Source organism: Salegentibacter haimaensis (assembly GCF_054121495.1).
The window spans coordinates 25,489-45,196 of sequence record NZ_JBSYGH010000009.1 but is presented as its reverse complement, the minus strand read 5'-3'; the positions used below and the strand labels follow the sequence as shown (position 1 = coordinate 45,196).

General features: G+C 40.5%; 16 protein-coding genes. 2 read left to right on the top strand and 14 right to left on the bottom strand.

What is annotated here, in order from left to right:
• Positions 1–788 precede the first annotated feature (788 nt).
• The gene (locus ACW6QP_RS09810; RefSeq protein ID WP_457910698.1) at positions 789–1,538 is read right to left on the bottom strand and encodes a CDP-alcohol phosphatidyltransferase family protein; all 750 of its coding nucleotides are present in this window, start codon (positions 1,536–1,538) and stop codon (positions 789–791) included.
• Between the two features lie 133 nt (positions 1,539–1,671).
• On the opposite strand from ACW6QP_RS09810, the gene lnt reads away from it, so the two are divergent.
• Complete coding sequence (gene lnt / locus ACW6QP_RS09805; RefSeq protein ID WP_457910697.1) at positions 1,672–3,267, top strand: apolipoprotein N-acyltransferase; 1,596 nt, start codon at positions 1,672–1,674, stop codon at positions 3,265–3,267.
• 353 nt (positions 3,268–3,620) lie between these two features.
• Entirely contained in the window at positions 3,621–5,015 is a 1,395-nt protein-coding gene (locus tag ACW6QP_RS09800) for an exopolysaccharide biosynthesis polyprenyl glycosylphosphotransferase (RefSeq protein WP_457910696.1), read from the top strand.
• Positions 5,016–5,507: 492 nt separating this feature from the next.
• Here the strand turns inward: ACW6QP_RS09800 and ACW6QP_RS09795 are convergent, their stop codons facing one another.
• The 13 genes from ACW6QP_RS09795 to ACW6QP_RS09735 all read right to left on the bottom strand — a co-directional run bounded on the left by ACW6QP_RS09795 (position 5,508) and on the right by ACW6QP_RS09735 (position 19,700).
• Complete coding sequence (locus tag ACW6QP_RS09795; protein ID WP_457910695.1) at positions 5,508–5,741, bottom strand: hypothetical protein; 234 nt, start codon at positions 5,739–5,741, stop codon at positions 5,508–5,510.
• A 1,214-nt stretch (positions 5,742–6,955) separates the two neighbouring features.
• On the bottom strand, positions 6,956–7,966 hold the full coding sequence (locus tag ACW6QP_RS09790) for a glycosyltransferase family 4 protein (protein WP_457910694.1): 1,011 nt from the start codon (positions 7,964–7,966) through the stop codon (positions 6,956–6,958).
• Positions 7,963–8,979 carry a glycosyltransferase family 4 protein gene (locus ACW6QP_RS09785; protein ID WP_457910693.1) on the bottom strand — a complete coding sequence of 339 codons (1,017 nt, stop codon included), beginning with the start codon at positions 8,977–8,979 and terminating at the stop codon, positions 7,963–7,965. The genes ACW6QP_RS09790 and ACW6QP_RS09785 overlap by 4 nt, the downstream gene beginning before the upstream one ends.
• Positions 8,936–10,258, bottom strand: coding sequence for an O-antigen ligase family protein (locus tag ACW6QP_RS09780; RefSeq protein ID WP_457910692.1), 1,323 nt, complete (start codon positions 10,256–10,258; stop codon positions 8,936–8,938). Before ACW6QP_RS09780 ends, ACW6QP_RS09785 begins: the two co-directional genes overlap by 44 nt.
• Positions 10,259–10,428: 170 nt before the next feature.
• Positions 10,429–11,520, bottom strand: coding sequence for a glycosyltransferase (locus ACW6QP_RS09775; RefSeq protein WP_457910691.1), 1,092 nt, complete (start codon positions 11,518–11,520; stop codon positions 10,429–10,431).
• Positions 11,521–11,659: 139 nt separating this feature from the next.
• Entirely contained in the window at positions 11,660–12,052 is a 393-nt protein-coding gene (locus ACW6QP_RS09770; protein ID WP_457910690.1) for a four helix bundle protein, read from the bottom strand.
• 147 nt (positions 12,053–12,199) lie between these two features.
• Positions 12,200–13,129, bottom strand: coding sequence for a glycosyltransferase family 4 protein (locus tag ACW6QP_RS09765; protein ID WP_457910689.1), 930 nt, complete (start codon positions 13,127–13,129; stop codon positions 12,200–12,202).
• A 296-nt stretch (positions 13,130–13,425) separates the two neighbouring features.
• The gene (locus ACW6QP_RS09760) at positions 13,426–13,977 is read right to left on the bottom strand and encodes a serine O-acetyltransferase (protein WP_457910688.1); all 552 of its coding nucleotides are present in this window, start codon (positions 13,975–13,977) and stop codon (positions 13,426–13,428) included.
• A gap of 14 nt (positions 13,978–13,991) precedes the next feature.
• On the bottom strand, positions 13,992–14,987 hold the full coding sequence (locus ACW6QP_RS09755) for a glucosamine inositolphosphorylceramide transferase family protein (protein WP_457910687.1): 996 nt from the start codon (positions 14,985–14,987) through the stop codon (positions 13,992–13,994).
• Positions 14,984–15,985, bottom strand: a complete 1,002-nt coding sequence (locus tag ACW6QP_RS09750; protein ID WP_457910686.1) for a glycosyltransferase family 2 protein — start codon at positions 15,983–15,985, stop codon at positions 14,984–14,986. The genes ACW6QP_RS09755 and ACW6QP_RS09750 overlap by 4 nt, the downstream gene beginning before the upstream one ends.
• A 5-nt stretch (positions 15,986–15,990) precedes the next feature.
• Positions 15,991–17,520 carry a glycosyltransferase family 2 protein gene (locus ACW6QP_RS09745; RefSeq protein WP_457910685.1) on the bottom strand — a complete coding sequence of 510 codons (1,530 nt, stop codon included), beginning with the start codon at positions 17,518–17,520 and terminating at the stop codon, positions 15,991–15,993.
• A 42-nt stretch (positions 17,521–17,562) separates the two neighbouring features.
• Positions 17,563–18,702 (bottom strand): glycosyltransferase family 4 protein, encoded by a 1,140-nt coding sequence (locus tag ACW6QP_RS09740; RefSeq protein WP_457910684.1) that lies wholly within the window; start codon positions 18,700–18,702, stop codon positions 17,563–17,565.
• A complete protein-coding gene (locus tag ACW6QP_RS09735; protein ID WP_457910683.1) occupies positions 18,693–19,700 on the bottom strand; it encodes a glycosyltransferase family 4 protein in 1,008 nt (335 codons plus the stop codon). Before ACW6QP_RS09735 ends, ACW6QP_RS09740 begins: the two co-directional genes overlap by 10 nt.
• Between the last annotated feature and the right edge of the window lie 8 nt (positions 19,701–19,708).

The window sequence follows — 19,708 nt, the reverse complement described above, 5'->3', positions numbered from 1 at the left end:
AAAACCTTGCAGGAGGTCTGTACCCTCTTTAGAGGTTAAGGCCCTTCATTTAAAGGATCATCTATTCATAACCAAATCCACGAATAAGAAAATCAATATTCCCCCACTGGGGGTTAGGGGGCTTAGGGGCCAGGGGCTTACCAGTGAGACTTCCTGCAAGCACTCAAAGACCTTGTAGGTATTTAGAAAAAACAACCACCTCTTTTGGTTCAGGCCAATTTCAAACCTACAAGGTTAAAAAAAACCTTGCAGGAGGTCAGTTTTCCCTTTCGAAGGCTTAGGATTCTACATATCTTTGCTCAGGCCAATTCCAAATCTACAAGGTTTCAAAAACCATGCAGGAGGCCTGTATTCTCTTTAGAGGTTAAGGCCCTTCATTTAAAGGATCATCTATTCATAACCAAATCCACGAATAAGAAAATCAATATTCCCCCACTGGGGGTTAGGGGGCTTAGGGGCCAGGGGCTTACCAGTGAGACTTCCTGCAAGGTCTCAAAGACCTTGTAAGTATATAAAAAAATTTCCACCACCTCTTTTGGTTCAGGCCAATTCCAAACCTACAAGGTTAAAAAAAACCTTGCAGGAGGTCAATTTCCAAAATTCCCCCACTGGGGGCCAGGAGGCCTTCCTCCACTGGGGGTTTACCAGTGGAACTTCCTGCAAGGTCTCAAAGACCTTGTAGGTATATAGAAAAAACAAACACCTATTTTTGTCAGGCCAAAATCAAACTTACAAGGTTTAAAAAAAACCTTGCAGGAGTTCAGTTTCCAAAATTCCCCCACTGGGGGCTAGGGGGCCTTGGGAAACACCAGCGATAAAATCACATAACTCAAAATAATAAGCGGGATAGCTACAAACTTAAAAATCACGATCAACACCAAACAGAGTAATAAAAAGCCAATTCGCAGTTTATTTTCCTTCCAGGACCAATCGCTAACCTTCAGCGCAAAAAGCGGAATTTCAGCATTAAGCAAATAGCAACTTAAAAGCGTAAGACCAATCAAGAACCATTCATTCAAAAGAAATCCTGAGATAATGGAATCGGGTTGAAAAGTGAGAATTAAGGGCAAACTCAAAATAAGCAAAGCGTTGGCGGGAGTGGGTAGCCCGATGAACGAATCGGTTTGCCGATCGTCTATATTGAATTTGGCCAATCTGTAGGCCGAGGCCAGGGCAATAAACAATCCAATCAGGGCTAATGTGTTTAAATTCCAATCAAACCAGTCTCCTCCCATTCTCCATTCGGTCGAGACTTCACGGGTATTGGGCAGGGCTTTTCTAATCATCTGGTACATCACCACTCCGGGCACCACCCCGCTGGTTACGGCATCGGCCAGGGAATCTAATTGAAGCCCCAGCTCGCTTTTAACATCCAGAAGCCTGGCTGCAAGGCCGTCGAAAAAATCGAAGAAAATTCCTGCAGCAACAAATACCGCGGCGAAAATCAGGTTGCCCTGCACCGCATAAAGCAGCGCTATACAACCCGCAAGGAGATTCAATAAGGTAATAAGATTAGGTATATGTTTCTTGATTGGCATTAGCTTGATTTTTAATAATAAACGCGATTGTCGGGTAAAAATACTAAAAAAGCCTCCGGCCAAAACCAAAGCCACTTCCGAATTTTGCCAAAAAAACCGCCGGGTTTCCTATTTTTGAAAAGATTTAGCTCCTATGAAGAACCTCGTACTTGCAATTTCCAGCGGACTCCTCCTGGCATTCGCTTGGCCAACCTACGGATTTCCACTTCTAATATTTTTTGGCTTCGTACCCCTGCTCTTTGCTGAATTTCAGGTACGAAATTCAGCGGCAAAGTATATTAAATGGAAAGTCTTTGGTCTCTCCTACCTTAGCTTTTTTATATGGAATATAATCACCACCTACTGGATCTATTTTAGCACTGCCTTTGGCGGAGCTTTCGCGATTCTCGTGAATTCCCTGCTTATGGCTGGAGTTTTTATGCTGTATCACCTGGTGGCCAAAAGAACTGGATTTAGTGCAGCTTCGGCATTTTTGGTGAGCATCTGGATGGTTTTTGAAAAGATACACCTGGCCTGGGAATTTTCCTGGCCCTGGCTTAACCTGGGGAATGTTTTTTCTGAATTTCCTTCCTGGATCCAGTGGTATGAATATACCGGCACCTTTGGCGGCACGCTCTGGATTTGGCTTATCAATATCGCGATATTTAAATCGGTCTTACTTTACCGGGAATTTAGAGATAAGGCCATAATCTCGCGGGGTATTTTTAAAAGTCTGACCCTGTTGCTCATTCCGGCATTGATTTCATTTATTTTGCTAAATACTGCGGAAGCTTCCGAAGTAGAAATTGAAGTGGTAATACTTCAGCCCAATATCAATCCCTACACCGAAAAATATCATACCAGCGATAACAGAATTGGTGAACTTTTACTGGAGCTGGCTTCAGAAAAAACAGGTGACAGTACGAGACTCATCATCGCGCCTGAAACGGTTTTTGCCGATGGCACCCCCCTACCCGGATTCCAAAATTCGGAAGCTGCTTTTTTCGGAAGACAATTCAACAGAAACTATCCCAACGCATCCTTTCTCAGCGGAATTTCATTCTACGACCGCTTTAACGACCCTGGGAGAGTGCGGAAGCAGACCAACCAAATTGGGCCATACGACTGGTATGACGACTATAACTCGGCATTTTTTATGAATCCCGGTGAGCCGGTGCAGTTTTATCACAAATCAAAACTCGTAGTGGGTGTTGAAAATTTCCCGTATCGGGATATTTTAAAGCCGCTTTTAGGTGATATTATGATAGATCTTGGAGGTACGGTGGCAATGAAAACCACCCAGGCCGATCGCTCGGTCTTTCATCTTGACGATGAAATTGCTACCGCACCAATAATTTGCTATGAATCGGTTTATGGCGAATATGTGACTGGATATGTGAAAAATGGTGCAAATTTGCTAAGCATAATCACCAACGATGCCTGGTGGGACGATACCCAGGGCCATAAGCAACACCTTAGTTATGCGCGGCTTCGGGCTATAGAAACCAGGCGATCGGTAGTTCGCAGTGCCAATACAGGCATTTCGGCGGTAATAGATCCCACCGGAAAAATTCAGCACAGCCTGGGTTATGAAGAATTGGGCAGTATTAAAGCCAAAGTTGCTCTTAACCGGGGGGAAACCTTTTATGTGAAATACGGCGATTACCTGGCCCGCATAGCACAATTCCTCGCCCTATTCATCTTCCTCTTTGCCATGGTGAAATACAAACGCAAAAGACCAGGAGCCTAGGTTTGGAAGTTAGAAGTACGAAGTTAGAGGTTTGGTTGCGCGTTGCCAGTTCCTGCGGGAAATTCAAAATTTAAGATTCCAGGTCGGCAGGGGTTTGGGTTAACCAGGAAAACGAGAAACAGACTCCAAACCCAAAACAACAGACAACAGATAACCCACAACAGATAACAGACAACAGATAACCCACAACAGATAACAGCCAACCCAGAACAGAGAACAGACAACAGACAACCCAGAACCGAGAACCCACAACCCACAACAGACAACCAACCACAAACCCCAAACAACAAACTACAAACAACAACCCCATAATATTCAAAAAATTCTATCTTTAACCCGGTAACTAACCTGCTATGTCTGCACGTCCGTTGTTTCATTTCGAGATTTCCGAACGCAAGGTCCTGTTGCGGGTATTTGATATACTGGCGGTGTTGCTCTCCCTTAACCTGGTGAGTATCATTTTTCGCTTCGATTATTTCCGAATTACTTCTGAATACTGGCTCTGGACCCTGGTTTTCCTGGCATATTTCAATCTTTTTGCCAATGTGTTTGAAATGTACGATCTTCAAAAAGCCAGTAGATGGGAAAGCATTTTACAAAATTCCCTGCTCACCTCAGCCCTTACCGTGCTGTTTTTTATGCTTACCCCCTTTTTAACGCCAAGCCTGCCCGAAAACCGACTGCAAATTCTATTTTTCTTTTTGGCTATCGCAGTTCCCCTGCTTATTTGGCGGTTTATGTACATCAATCTCATCTCCACCCCCAGGTTTTACAAACGTGTGTTGGTGGTAGGGGATTCCTTCGATATTAACCTCATAGCCGGCTCCCTGCAAAAGGCCGATCCCAATTACGTGGTGGTAGGCTATGTGAATACCGATATCAAGGAAAAATCGGTTTTAGCCACAGAGGGTCTCAAACGCTTTGAAGTAGACGATCTTGCTGGCACCATTTCCAATTACCATATCAATGAAATTGTAGTTACCAGTGCTTATCGAAAAGGCCTAATGCTCACTCTTTATAATCAACTGAATGAACTTCTAAAACGCGGATTCCCCATTAGGGATTATACGCAGGTTTATGAAGAAATCACCCATCGCATCCCGGTGCAGCACGTAGACAAGGATTTCTACCGGTATTTCCCCTTTAGCCGAAGCAATCACAACAAGGCCTACCGCCTGTTTTTCAGAATTCTGGATGTGCTCGTTTCTTTAATCGGGCTCCTGTTTCTTGTTATAATACTGCCTTTGATTCTCCTCGGAAATCTCATCGGAAATCCCGGAAAACTCTTTTACCGACAGGAAAGAGTGGGAAAACACGGTAAAAATTTCCAAATCCTGAAATTGCGCAGTATGCCCGACAATGCTGAAGTCAACGGCCCGCAATACACTATAAAAAATGACACGCGCATTAGTCGCTTCGGAAAATTCTTAAGAAGAACCCGGCTGGATGAAATTCCGCAGTTTTACAATGTATTAAAGGGGGAAATGAGTCTTATAGGCCCCAGGCCCGAACGCCCTGTCTTTGTAGATCAACTTTCAGAATTAATTCCTTTTTACGACACCCGGCACATTATAAAACCCGGTCTCACCGGCTGGGCGCAGGTAATGGCCGATTATGGCGACTGCCACGACGACAGCCTCGAAAAACTGCAATACGACCTCTACTACATCAAACACCGAAATCTCTTTTTAGACCTCAACATTCTTCTCAAAACTTTAACCACGGTAATTTTCTTCCGGGGACAATAAAAGCTTTAAAAAATTCAAAGTTAAAAAATTCAAAGTTTAAGATTCAAAATTCAAGGAATTTTCTATCCTCACCTAACACATAACTCTTAACTAGTAACTTAACCAGAAAAAGCTCCTTCCCTTGTCAAGGAAAGGTGGCATTGCGAAGCAATGACGGAAGGGTTTGCCCTACAGAAGTTAAATACTATTGCTTAAAAATTAAAATTTAAATATTGATTTTACCGGGATTCTGTCTGGTTGAGAATAATGATAAAATTTCTATGTTATCATTAGCTTCGCGATAATAGAGGATATTGACTTTCGCGACTACAGCTCTTCTAACAAACTTATTTTTTTCGGAAATCTGGAAAAGTTTTGGTTTTTTTGGAGATCAATTCTATAATATGATCAAGTTGCCGGGAAAAATTTTTCAGCTCTTTTTCTGACCAGTTTTTTTCTAAATAATTAATTGTATCTGCTAATTCGGAAAGTGCGTGGTCTGTCCATCGTATTTTATAACCACTTTTCATATAATTTTCTCGCTTCAGAATGTGGTTTTAGCTTTCCGGCATCAGCATCATTAATTCCAAGTTCTATCGATTTTTGTTCTTCCAGGGAAATTTCTTCCCACCAATCCACTCTTTCCTTTTCACGTAACTTAATTATTTCTTTAATGATAGACTCATCATTAAGAGTAGATAGCCACTGAATAAGTTCTAATTTTCTATTTTGAAGATCGAAATCCATAGTATAAACACATTATATCAAAGTTAAATATACTTCATATTTTAGCCCAGAGAAAGTGTATAGATCGAAATTAACTGTTAAAAATTTAGCACGACACCCACCTAACCCTTACGTATTCATCAAAAGCTCCTCTCCTTTTTTCAAGGGGAGGTGGCCATAGGCCGGAGGGGTTTGCTTTTCAGGTGTTAAATACACTTGATTGAAAACTAATTATTCCTGAAAAATAATACCCAAAAAACAACTATGAATTCGGGTCAGAAAGAAACAAAACCCGGCCACATCCCCTCCCGATAACTATCGGGACTAAAGGCTGGTGGCCTGCAGAAGACCGAAGCCTAAATTTATAGACCACGGTTTCAACCGTGGTGATTAAATCAACACCTAACCCTTAACTCATAACTCATCCAAAAGATCAGCGTCATCTGCGTTCTATTCTAGATTAAACAAGTCTGAACCTACAGCAATCAAAAAACATTCGTGCATTCGAGGCAGAAAGAAACAAAACCCGGCCACTTCCCCTCCCGATAACTATCGGGACTAAAGGGTGGTGGCCTTCGGAAGACTGTATAAAATCTTATTTTACGAAAAAGAAACAGACATTCTTTGCGAAGAAAATGTCAGCCTGCTGTTTCACGCGGTTCCAAAAGCTATCGGGACTAAAGGGTGGTGGCCTGCAGAAGACCAAAGCCTAAATCTATAGACCACGGTTTCAACCCTGGTGATTAAATCAAAAAACATTCGTGAATTCGTGGCAGAAAACACTCCGAAAAAGTAAAAAATCCTTCCCACGACACTCACTCAGATGAGACCCCTCCTTTGTCGGGGGGACAAAACTGTATAAAACCGTATTTTACGAAAAAGAAACAGACATTCTTTGCGAAGAAAATGTCAGCCTGCTGTTTCACGCGGTTCCAAAAGCTATCGGGACTAAAGGGTGGTGGCCTGCAAAAGATCAAGGCCAAAAATTATAGCCCACGGTTTCAACCGTGGTGATTAATTCCAAAAACATTCGTGAATTCGATGCAAAAAACACTCAGAAAAAGCAAAAAATCCGTCCCACAACACTCACTCAGATGAGACCCCTCCTTTGTCGGGGTGACACCTGAAAAAGGCAACCTTATTCAGGCAAGGTCAAACCGAGAACCGACAACAGAGAACCGACAACAGGCTACAGAGAACCGAGAACCCACAACCGACAAACAACAAACAACAAACTACTTCAATAAATCCATCCACATCTCCTTAACAACAGCCCAGTCAAAAGCCTCTACCCGTTTCCGGGCATTCAGCGAGATTTGTTGTGCCAGGGACTGATTTTCCAACAGTCTTTTTATTGCTGTTAGAGCTGCATCAATATCACCCGGGTTCACCAACAAGGCTTCTTTTTGATCTTCCACCAGCCAGGGAATCCCTCCCGCATTGGTCGAAACCACCGGAAGACCCAAAGCCATCGCCTCAATTATACTCACCGGCGTATTGTCTATATTCGAGCTATTCAGAAAAATATCATATTCCCGGGAAAGCGCGATCCACTCCGGTTTTGAGAGTCGGCCGGGGAACCTTACCGGCATATTTTTCCGCTTTGCGTACTCCTTGCACTGCTGCAAGCTTCCGTCTTTATTGGGTCCTACCATACAAAGCTCTGCTTCCGGAAAATCTTTTAGCAAAATCTCCAGCACTTTAATGGCCATCATCGGATTGTATATCCCATCAAAAGCCCGTAACCAAAAGAGTTTCAGGCTTAAATCCTTCCGAAGACAAAAAGGATAATTTTCCAGCTCTATAGCGTTGGGAATATACTGCAGCTTCGGAATCCTTCGCTGATTTAAATTTTCAAACAAATAAAGCGAGGGAACTACATTTGTTTCAGCATTTCGCAGGAATTGGGAAGATACTTTCGGGTTATTCTCCAATCGTTCTACCAAATTTCCCCCGTGAAGAATGGGAATATAGGGCAGTTTCAGAACCCGGCATAATTTCCCTGCCACCACCGCATACCAGAAATTTGAGGTCGAATAGGTATCGATCAGGACCAGATCGGTTGAATTCCTTTGTCGAAAAATACTCCACAACATCTCAAACAGTCGCAAAGCCTTGTTTCGCCGTTTGGAAACCGCCCTTACCTGGAACCCAATTTCACTGAATTTTTTAGAGAGAAAATCGATCTGTGTAGGTGCCCCGCCACGGGCTTCAAGCATGTTTCCTATATACAGCAGTCTTTTCATTCCTGCAATAAGGCATTCCATTTCTCGCGCACCTGTTCCCAGTCGAATTTTTCAACTTTTTGTCGCGCCCGGCAGCAGATTTCCGAAGCAACTTCAGGTTTTTCAATTAAACGGGTAATTTCTGTAGCCATTCCCTCGGCATCCTTTTCCTTTACCAGAATACCATCATGTTGGTGTTCTATGAGTTTTGGCATTCCCCCCACTTTGGTAGAAACCACCGCAAGCCCCAGGCTCATCGCCTCTATAACGCTAATTGGAGTGTTATCTATGCTGGTGGTATTGATGAAAAAATCATAATTGCGCGCAAGCCTGGCCCAGGTTTTCTTTTTCAGCTTTCCGGGGAACTCCACGTTTAAATTATGTTTTTTGGCATAGGCCTTACAGCTTTTCATACTCCCGTCCTTATCGGGTCCCACCATACACATCGAAGCATCAGGATAAGTCTTTTTCAACTCCCGCAAAACTTCCAGCGCCATTAACGGATTATAACGCTTCTGAAATCTCCTCACCCACAACAATTTTGGCTGAAAATTCTCGCGCTTCTTAAACGGATAATTCTTCAGCTCTATCGAATTGGGAATGATTCGGGTATTTTCAAATCCTGCTTTTTGGAAGATCTCATATAAAAATTGCGAGGGAGCCACGTTGGCTTTGGCATTTCCGAACAGACTTTTGCTGAAGCTTTTTGAGCCTTCCAGCCGCTCGGGCAGGTTCCCCCCGTGCAGAATGGGGATATACTCCAGTCCTAAAAGCTTACAGGTTTTTCCTACCAGGTAGGCATAGTAGAAATTCATCGCTCCATAGGTATCGATCAGTACGATATCGGTACTTTTTCGGTGTTTTACGATAAGCCCAAGCATCTCCACCAGTCTTAGCGCCTTATTGTTTCGGGTCGAGGCAGTCTTCACCCTGTATCCCTCCTTTCGCAGCATCTTGCTGAAAAAGGAGATATAAGTGGCCGTAAAACTCTTAACCCGTAAGTCGTTTCCTATGTACAGGATGCTTTTTGTCATCTACTATATATAAAAGGGCCAGGCCATACACAAAGGCCGGCAAAGCTATTCGCATAGCCGAGTGGTTGATGGTTAAAAACCAAAATGCTAAGAACGCCAAAAAATAGTAATTGTTCTTAAACTTGGTCCAGAAAATTATGGGAACGGCGATAAGAATGAGTATAGCAAACAATCCCAGGATTCCGTGTTCAGACAGCAAACGGCTTATTTCGTTGTGTGAAGCAGTAGCTATTCCGGTCATTTCACTTCTAAGACCTTTTCCTTTACCAACCCCGATTCCAATTACAGGATTATGATAGAACCCCTGAAGTTCAGTAATAATTAGCTCTGTTCTACCGGTGGTAATATCATCTTTCAATTGACCCTGAGCGTCTTTTCCCGCATATCGGTTTACGATTAAACCTCCGGTTGCTATGCTGGTATATATCCACATGCTTACAAAAACCAATATAAAAACGACAAGCTTACGAAGTATATCCTTTTGCTGCTTCAGATCCTGTTTATAAAAATAAACTACTAGAAATCCTATGATGCAAATAACAGCCGTTAATACCCCTCCCCTGGAAAATGTGACTAATGCCCTGTAACTTATTAAGGCCAGCAATGCCAGATCTATTAAATTAATCAGTTTATGTTTAATCAGGAAAAGACGTGTAAATAATATGATCATTCCCATCCCCATTACCGTAGAAATCTGATTAGGACCATAGCCGCCCGATGCCGCATAATTTGAATTGGTACCCGTACGCATTAGACTCTCGCCTATACTGGGTGTATACAAATACAAATAGATCATATTGGCTATTAATGGCAGCAGCAGCATTAATAAAACATAATTGAATTGCGTCTTGGTAATTTTTTTATAATAGCAATATAAAGCCGATACTCCAAGGGTTACAGGGCCACTAAGATTGAAAGCAATTGCTTTTCTAAATTCAACCTCATAATCCAGGGTAAATGAGGCCACAATAACTCCGGGGAATAAAATTAGCAGATAAATCCAGAAAGAGACAGTTTTACTTGAGGTCCCCTTATAAAACATCCCTATGAGCAGAAATAAAATGACCGAATATTTTCCGGTCTCATAGAAAGCCATCGATCCGGTCATTCGGTATAAAACTTCAGCCCCGGCAATATATGCCGCAGCCATTAAGGCTTCATTATTCTTATTGTCTTTTAAGATGATATAAAATATCCAGAACCCCAGTGTCCCAAAGAGTAAAAACTGTCCTGCCGGGCGATAGGCATAAATAATTACTGCCAGCAGTAAATGCAGCAATAACAACCTAACATAATTTATGTGATCCAGAGTTTTTATGAGTATTCGAATTAATTCAGGTTATTCTGCTATAAGTAAATTTATTTCAAAAAATATACACCAGAAAATGGCTGATGTTCTAATGTAGTGCTCTCCTTATAATTATTTTTTAACTTAAAACTCGAGTGAAATTAAAGCATTTTATAGAATGCCACTAAATCCTTTAGATATTTTGACTCTCCATAATTTTCAATCGTTCGTTTCTTGAGTTGACACCCCAGGAATGCTCTAAGCTCATCATTCCGAATAAATTTTAAAATTGCCAGGCTCAGTGCTTCCGAATCTCCGGCAGCAACTATAATACCTTCATCACCAATCACCTTAGCACAATCTCCTACTTTGGTGCAAACCACGGGCAGGCCTACCAGGCCGTACTCTAAAAGGGCAAGCGGCAAACCTTCCGACCGGGAACTCAAAACCCCTATATCGGCCTGCTCTAATAAACCTGTTACCCCGCTTATGCTTCCATAATAAAAAATGCGTTCCCCAACCTCTGAATTTTTTATTCTTTCCAATATGCTGGAAGAATATTCAGTCTTGGGGTCCTGACCTACCAGGTGCAAACTTACATTATCAACTTCCTGGCATACCAATTCAAAAGTCAAAAGTAAATTCAAATGATCTTTCTGCGGTCTTAGGTTTGCTACGCATATAATCTTAAAATCGCCCGGATTCCCCTTCAATTTTATAGGCGAACTCTCTTTAGTAGCCACTACAAAATTATTTAATTGGATTACTCGTTCCATCTTCAACGACTCCCGGGCCCAGCTCGCCAGTTTCGAATTTACAGCAATCACCCCATCGAAAAACCTGGCCAGGGCCTTTAGCAAAAAAACTCTCCTTTGCTCCAGCCGCTCACTTTCCCCGTAATGATCCTGCCATACCAGCTTCAAATTCAATCCCGAAACTTTCAAAAGCACCCCCCAGAACCAGGAAGTGCCGTGTGCCTGCAACAGGTTAATCCTTTCCCGCTTAATAAATTCTCTAAGCCTTAAAAATGCCTTCAAATCGGCACTATGCATTTTCCTCGCAAAGAAATAGCCCACTTCCTCATTCAACTCCTGTTTCAAAAGCCCTTCCTTTCGCGTACAACATAAAAATGAAGCCTCCACTTCCCCCACCAAAGCATTGGCAATATTCACCGCCATCCGCTCTGCCCCGCCGGGGTTTGAACTATCAACTAGTTGTATTATTCTTAGTTTTTTCTGTGTTTTTTTGATCACATTTACCTCTTAATATTGTTTCCCGTTTAACGTTCAAAGTGTTGATGTGTTCTAAGAAACCTTAAACATTGAACGTTGAACATTGAACGTTGAACGTTGAACATTGAACCCTGAACGTTAAACATAGAACCTTGAAAATTTATTTCTTAAACTTCGAACCTTTAAATTCCGATCGGTTCAGAAATGAAATAAAAGCTGTAATCTTCGCGATTTCCTTTTCACATTTTTCAGAAAGTTGTTTAAACTGTTCTTCAGAAATTAAATTTTTATCTTTTGCCCTATATAATTGGGACTTAAGTTCAGCACACGAGCCACGTGAAAAACCCAAAAAATTACGGAACTCAAGGTTACCTCCTCGTCCGAATCCTTCCGCGATATTATCCATAATAGAACCCGAGCTGCTATCCATCTGATCTCTTAATTTATATCTTTTTCCCAGAGACGTATTTATAAATAACTCCTCTACGTGCATACAAATTTCCCTACCTAACTGCCAAACCTCCAAATCCTCAAAATGTTCAACCTTTGCCATAATTATCTAATTTTCAAATTCTAAACTGAAAATAGACAATTAAACCTTAATTTGAAACAAACGTTAAACATAGAACTTTGAACATTGAACGTTGAACCTTGAACCCTGAACATTGAACGTTGAACATCGAACATTGAACGCTAATTTTTAAACCAATTTCCTAATTGAATTTTCAAACTTTTCAAGAGTATATGACTGACTCCACTCCTGCGCCTCAAAAGACATTTTCCTATACTCCTCCGGATTTTCAATTAATGCCAGAACTTTCTCCCCAATGTCAGTAAATCTTTGAACCTTAAACTTTGAACCTTGAACATTAAACGTTGAACCTTGAATCTTAAATTTTGAATTCTGAACCATAAACCTGGGATCAGGCACTAATATTCCTCTAAGCCCTAATCTAGTCATTACAGTTCCCCCTTCGGGGGCGGAGGGGGCTTTTAGCATCCATGGCAAACAAGAAACTGAAGAAGTAACAGGAACACACCCAAACCACATCGCCTCGGCAATAGCTTTTGGCCAACCTTCGCTTCGCGATAACAAGACAGAAAAATGAGCCTTCCGGTAAGCTTCTTTCAAATCTTCTAGTCTCACTCTGCCATGGAACCTGATAAACTCCTGCAGCCGATTTTCCTGAACCAGTTTTTTAAGCGAACCTTCCAGCTTACCATCTCCATAAATATCCAACCTGCAATCGAGTTCCCTGGCCCGTAAGGAGGCAATAAGTTCTATGGCTTCAGCTAATCCCTTGCCTTCTACCAGGTTCCCGGTGTAGATAAATCTATAGGGCGTTTTGAATTCTTTACTTACCTGCTCCCTATCATTTTCAGAAAAACTGGCTGTAAAAAAAGGAACTATATTCCTGCTTTGCCCCGGCCATTCCCCATAGACAAGCACTTTTATATTCCGACTTAAAAATGTATTGCTTAAAATCCATTTTTGCAATCTATAGCTCCACGGCTGACTGGCTTTCGGGTCCCAGTTCCCGGCATACTTCACCGTCTTTTTTTTCTTCGGAAAGAATACCTGCGCAATAACGGCCAAAAGCCCCACATTCCCCGGGCATCTCAAATGCAAATGATCACATTTATTAATCTCAATTAATAAGCGAGCAAAAATTAAAGGCAGTTTTAAAAGGTTAATAGATAAATCTTTTAGGCTTTTAAATTTTATAAAAGGTAGACCTACCAATTTAAAATCCTGTCTATTGAAAGGTTTTGTACTTAAGGGATAAGGATAGTTACAGGGAGCAATTATACAAATATCCATTTTTCTTTTAAACCAAATATCCATTTCTCGAACGAAGGGGGGATATGCAGACTTTTGAGAATTCTCTAGTAAAATTGGCGCCCCAGATATTACTAAAAATTTCATTATATATAAGAATTGTTACTAATACTTGAAATTACTTCAGCTGGCACACCCATAACTGTTTTATTCGAGGGAATTGATCTGGTAACTAAGGAATTGGAGGCTATAACTACGTGATCTCCTATAAAAATATTTCCAGCTACCACAACATTGACTCCTATATATACATTATTTCCAATTACTGGCACACCTCTTTTCGAACCTTTACCACTTATTCCAATAGTTACCCCTTGTGAGATATTACAGTTCTCACCAATCTTAGCTTTTGGATTGATTATAACTCCTCCAAAATGCCCTATATAGCAAAAATCACCGATTTCCGCTGAATATGGTAATGAAATTCCTGTAATTATTTCCATTGATTTCTGAAAAATTAAACCGACAAATAGTAAAGGCGTTTTTATGAAATTAGGAAACCTACTACTGAAAATCGAATTATTAATCCTATATACCAATAAAGCCCATAAACCTTGTTGAGTAAGAAAAAGAATTAGTTTAGAATTATCGCTATACCTATGATACTTCTCTAAGTCTGTTCTATATCTTTTCAGCATAAAATTTAAGATTATTAATTCTTGAAGTAATTGTAAAGATCTATTAGATTGAATTTTATTGTCCTTTTATACTGAAAGCTTTTTTCACCAGAAACATTCCTGTCTCCATCATAAACCATATAATAATCCTCTCCAATATCCTGTATATCCAAATGATGCATCCCGCGATTAAACCATTTTATATGCTGTTGCGGACCTAAATACATATGCTCAGCTTTAACAAGCTCCAGGTATCCCTCTTCATTCTTCAGTTGGTAAAGAGAAATTCCTGTACCATAACCCTTACTTCGGTTTTGTAATGGAAGATACCAATTCTCACCCTCCTTAAAAAACCTTCCCCCCGGTCTGGACTCATTCCCCCATCTTTGTTTATAATTTTCTGCTTCCTTCCAGGAACCTCTTAAAGAATCGCTTACAAACATATATTGTTTTAAATCGTCATCTACCGCTACGATTAAATTGAGATCATCGCTTAACAATATACTAGGGTCTTTTAAGTGCCTGTCCTTAATCAAGGTGTCGCTAATCTGCCAGTCGAACGGAAAATTTTTCGCCTTATAAAGCAACACATTATTCGAACCCGCGGTTTCGGGGAGCATAAAATACTCGTTCTTATGTTTAAAAACCTGCGGATATGACAAGTGGAAATCTTCGTCCAGCACTATTCCGCCATATTCATAGCTCAGCCCGTCCTCCGACCTAAATACAGCTATATCGGCATTTCCTTTTCCTTTAATTTCTGTGAAGATATAATAAGCGCTGCTATCCTTTAGAAAAAAAGGATCAGCTATATAATCGATCTCCTCGGGCAGTAAAGAATCAATTTCAGAATAACTTATAATATTATCAATACTAAGTTTTGGTTTTGGAAAAACCTCCGGACTAAAAGTAAAACCTACAGACCAATTGCCCACACTGTGAGTAAAGAACGGATATCTGTAGTTGAAAATCATCAGAATTACTATTCCCAATATACCAAACAGAAGTAAAATCTTTAAAATTCGCTTCATTTTGTAGTAACTTTTGGTCTATTCCATAACAAACTCCACCAACCGGTCAACCTTCCCAGACTTTCTGTAAAGGCTTCTTTTCTGGCATTTCCACTTATACTGTTTCCAAACCTGATCAAAGTTAATAACAAAGCGGTACTATGCCATTTCAACCTTGCTTTCCTGCGCGGATTAGGATATTTAATACGCCATACATACCAGCCATTTCTTACCACCATCTTTCCATAACGATACTTATTTGGTCTGCCGTTCTCTTCATGATAATGATATAGTTGTGCCGCGGTATTTACATACAACTGCCCCAATCCTGATGCCCGTAAACAAAAATCCATATCCTCATAGAGTCCGTAACCCTCAAAATATTCTGAAAACCCAATTTTATTGAAAATCTCTTTTCTGTAAGAAGCTACACCTCCCATAAAAAATTCAACGGGATAAGTTTTTCCGCTTGGAGGTAAAAATCCGGTTGAAAACCCATTCCCTTCTTCAGGCATATAACCCGGGGGCACTTCACTCAACAGATTAAGTTTTTTGCGTAATACATTTCTGCTCCCCAGTTTTCTTTTCCAGCCATCAAATTCAAACTCATCAAAGCCTGTAAAACTCCCCTCTGTATTTTCCCATTTTACCTCATCAAGTATATATCCCCCTACTCCAATCGTATCAGGAAAATCATTATAGGTTTGCAGCAAATTCTTAAAATAATCTTCGGTAAGTACTATATCATCGTCGAGAAAACAAACAACTTCAGCAGAAGCCTGTACCCGATTTATTCCGTAATTCCTTTGCCTGGTAAGACCCCGGTCCTTTTCTTCCACCCTGAAATAGCTGAGATTCTTAAATTGATGCTCTTTTAAAACCATCTCAGTATCAGAATCCGTAGAACCATCAACAATTATAATTTCGTCAGGGTAAATCGACTGTTTTCCAACCGATTTCAAAAGTTTTAATAAAGCATCGGGACGTTGATAAGTACAGACTATTAGCGTGAAATTCATAAATTTTAACTGAATCGTTCCCCCCGGCTCTTAAGTTTTTCCGCATATAACAATGCCTTATTGAACTGTTGGATTTTATACGGAAGCTTAAATAATTTTATCGGAAGTTTTTTTAAGTCTTTGGTTAAATATAAGAACAAGTAGCGATATTTATACTCCTTAACCTGCGTTGGCTTAAAATGTTTTAGGATGCCATAAACAATAGTTGGACTAGGTACGGGTTTAATTTTTCCCACCGGCTGGTCCAATTCCCAGGCCTGTTTCTTACGCTTCTTCCCTAATACCGAGGCCTGCAACCCCCATACTCGATAACCCCCAGAGGGGGGCTTTAAGTGTAAATTGATTGAATACGGATTATACATTAAAATATTGCCGTTCTTGATTAACCTATATCCAAAGTCTGAGTCCTCTCCATATCCTCCGTCAAAATTCACATCATTCCCTATTAATTCTTCTACCTTTCCACGCTTAACACACGAATTGGCATTATTAAAACCTTGTGCTGCTCCACTTTTCCTGGCTTTCTCTCCCTGCTCTTGTATCAGTATTTTAAGGTCCTCAAGATCTTGCTTATAATGCTGCGCCTGGATATCAAGGCCGGTACAGGCATCAACTCCATAGGTTTGCAAAAATCTTATGTGATTTTCGACGAAATCTGGTAAGATTCGGGTATCATCATCGGCGAAAATTATATAATCGGAAGTGCATAGCCTAATCGCTTCATTTCTGGCTCGGCAACTTCCTTTGCTTTGCTGCCATCGAACTATTAATTCAAATGGATAATCTTCGTCTATATAAATGTCTGTACGCCGTTCTTTTTCAGGAGTGGCATCAATAATGATCACCTTGTTAGGAAGTAGGCTCTGATTCTTATAATCCTTTAATAATTGTAAGGTATATTCCTGCCTCGACATCGTAGGAATAATCACATCTACTCCCTGCTCTCCGTTGAAATCTCCAAGGGGGCGTGCAGGTAGAGTTTTAAAAGCTTCAAATTTGGTTACTTTAGCCTGATTAAAAGCTTTAATATTCTCAAGCAAAGTATTTGGAATCTGGCGAGCAAACAAATATAAACTATGCCGGGCCTTAAAATTCTTCCTGTAGAATCTATAAATATCTATTTTCGGAATTTGGACGGTTTCGGCCTCTCTTTGAAATAAACCCTTAACATACATAGGAGTACCTCCCCCAAATCTCAACATACGATATCCCATATCCAGGCCACTCATTGCGATACTATCAAAGCTTTCGTCAAAACCCTTAAAGAAATCCCATACCCTTTTTCTAATCACAAAAGCATTGGGATTAATCCTCCAGTTTACCGACTCCTCCAGTTCCGGCAAATCATTAAGATACCACCAGAATACTGCGGTTTGATATACCAGTTCAGGAAAAATATTTAGATACCCCTGGTCTAAACTACTATGCCATAAATCCCCGGGACCCTTTACAAGGTTTTCCAAAAGGCTTGTATCTGGATTTCCAGTATATAAAAGCACTTCGCCATTTGTAGTAGTATAATTCTTTAATTCCATATTAAAATTGGAAATTTCATTCGATCTACTCAGATACATACATTAAGCACCCAGCAATTTTTTATAATATTCAATATTCTTTTCTACCACCACCTCTGTTGAAAAATTTGAAAATATCCTTAGTCGGGCTTTATTTCCCATTTCCTCAGCAATTCGAGGATTATTTAATAAGGCAACTATTTTCCCGGCATAAGCCTGGTGATCCTTCGGGTCTACCGTGTATCCCGTTTCTCCATCAATCATAACTTCTTTAGCCCAACCGATATTGGAGGTAACTAAAGCTTTCTCCATCGCCATAGCCTCCAGCCAGGTCATCGGCAGAGCTTCTGCAAAACTTGGCAACACCACCACTGCAGCTCTGCCTATATGCTCCCCAATCTCTGCATAACTTACCTCAGGTATATACACGACCTGCCCTGCAGCCTGGGGACTCAAATTTTCCTTAAACAACTCCAGTGTCGATCTCTGCTCAAATATATCCTGCACATCTTTCCCTATTAAATATAATTCAGCTTGCGGCACTTCCTTGATTACCTGATTAAAAATTTTCGCCAACTCTAACACCCCCTTCTTCCGTATCAGGCTTCCATAATATAAAATTCTATTAGGAACCACCTCTTCCTCCCTGGTCGAAAACCGGTTTACATCAATACTGTTGGGGATTATCTTTATAGGCTTTTCCAGACTAAAAATTTCCCGGGTTTTATCAGCCGTAAACCTGCTCACCGAAATCAACCCATCTGCCCCTTTCAACGCCATTCTTTCGAAAAAATGGTTCTTCCATTTTTGTTTTCGCCCATCCAATGCACAGAAGTAAGCATCAGAACCATTCATTCGTATAATCAGCGGACACGAAAATTCCATTAATGCAGAAATCCCGGTCCAGTCCGGCGCTTCGATCAGATCAATTTTTTCTGCTGCTATATAGCCATTGACATATCGCTGAAGAAATTTTCGGTAATAATACCAGGCTAAAAATTTATATTCCTTCTGTTTGATAAAATGAAATCTAATTCCGCCTTCTTCCTCTCTTAAATCCTGTTTTTGGCCATAAACAAAAACACTTACCATTACATTTTTCTCTACCAACGATATGGCCAGATTTTTAATACTGGTTCCCAGGCCTCCAGATGAAGTAGATTGTGGATGCGGATATTCAGGTGTGATAAACCCTATATGCATGGCAGTAATTTTAAGTGGGCTTCAACCATTTGTTCCAGTGAGAATTCTTGTTCTATCTTACTGCTAACATCATTTTCTATCCTTAATTCTCTAAGTAGCACCTTTTCTAATATTCTCCTTAATCCTTCAATATCGCCGGCCTGGAAGATAAATCCATTTTCACCCGGTGATATCACTTCTCTGTTCCCCCCCACCTGAGTAGTTATCACAGGAACATTAGCAGAAAGACTCTCAAGAATAGATAGACTAAAACACTCCATATAGGTGGGTTGCAGAAGAAATGAATACCTCCGTAACAGATCAGGTAATTTTGAAGAACTACCTTTAAAATTGATATGCCGTTCTAAATTATAATTTCTAACCTTCGCCTTTAATTCTCCTTCCATTGGTCCCTCCCCATATATATCTATAGAAAGTTTATTCTTTAGATCATCTGCAAGTAATTGAACGGCTTCTATTAGATCCTGTAAGCCTTTCGACTCCCTCAAATGTGAAGCAACAATAAATTTCCCAAAGTTTTCTTCACTTCGTTTTAAATAAACTCCGGTGTCAATTCCATTGTACACAACCTTTGTTTTGTTTCTCAGCTTACTACCATAATCCTGAAAAATACAATCTGCTGTATATTGGGATACTCCAACGAAACAGTCTATATACCTGGAATAGAAAACTCCCTTTAGCTTATTTTTTAGACGCTTTTTTAACGGAAAACCTTTTAGCGGCCGTGGGTTATGGTCTACCGCTATAATATAAGGTTTACTATTATTTTTCACCTGCTTATAAAACGAAGTACATAACTCCACAAAATGAGTTACTACAACATCGTATTTCTTAGAATTAATTTCCGCTAGAAATAATTCCCCGGCTGTTTTATCTCCCGCACTTACGACATTCATGTTATCATAAAAACTATGAGCTTCACAGTTGCTAAAATACCAGGTAACCTCTAAGCCTAAACTTTTACAGGCCAAATCGTAAGCCACAAAAAAACGATCCATCCCCCCTA

Bases quoted from the DNA above. Each gene is read 5' to 3' on its own strand.
- ACW6QP_RS09810 (WP_457910698.1), bottom strand. From the start codon at position 1,538: ATGCCAATCAAGAAACATATACCTAATCTTATTACCTTATTGAATCTC.
- lnt (WP_457910697.1), top strand. From the start codon at position 1,672: ATGAAGAACCTCGTACTTGCAATTTCCAGCGGACTCCTCCTGGCATTC.
- ACW6QP_RS09800 (WP_457910696.1), top strand. From the start codon at position 3,621: ATGTCTGCACGTCCGTTGTTTCATTTCGAGATTTCCGAACGCAAGGTC.
- ACW6QP_RS09795 (WP_457910695.1), bottom strand. From the start codon at position 5,741: ATGGATTTCGATCTTCAAAATAGAAAATTAGAACTTATTCAGTGGCTA.
- ACW6QP_RS09790 (WP_457910694.1), bottom strand. From the start codon at position 7,966: ATGAAAAGACTGCTGTATATAGGAAACATGCTTGAAGCCCGTGGCGGG.
- ACW6QP_RS09785 (WP_457910693.1), bottom strand. From the start codon at position 8,979: ATGACAAAAAGCATCCTGTACATAGGAAACGACTTACGGGTTAAGAGT.
- ACW6QP_RS09770 (WP_457910690.1), bottom strand. From the start codon at position 12,052: ATGGCAAAGGTTGAACATTTTGAGGATTTGGAGGTTTGGCAGTTAGGT.
- ACW6QP_RS09760 (WP_457910688.1), bottom strand. From the start codon at position 13,977: ATGCTGAAAAGATATAGAACAGACTTAGAGAAGTATCATAGGTATAGC.
- ACW6QP_RS09755 (WP_457910687.1), bottom strand. From the start codon at position 14,987: ATGAAGCGAATTTTAAAGATTTTACTTCTGTTTGGTATATTGGGAATA.
- ACW6QP_RS09750 (WP_457910686.1), bottom strand. From the start codon at position 15,985: ATGAATTTCACGCTAATAGTCTGTACTTATCAACGTCCCGATGCTTTA.
- ACW6QP_RS09745 (WP_457910685.1), bottom strand. From the start codon at position 17,520: ATGGAATTAAAGAATTATACTACTACAAATGGCGAAGTGCTTTTATAT.
- ACW6QP_RS09740 (WP_457910684.1), bottom strand. From the start codon at position 18,702: ATGCATATAGGGTTTATCACACCTGAATATCCGCATCCACAATCTACT.
- ACW6QP_RS09735 (WP_457910683.1), bottom strand. From the start codon at position 19,700: ATGGATCGTTTTTTTGTGGCTTACGATTTGGCCTGTAAAAGTTTAGGC.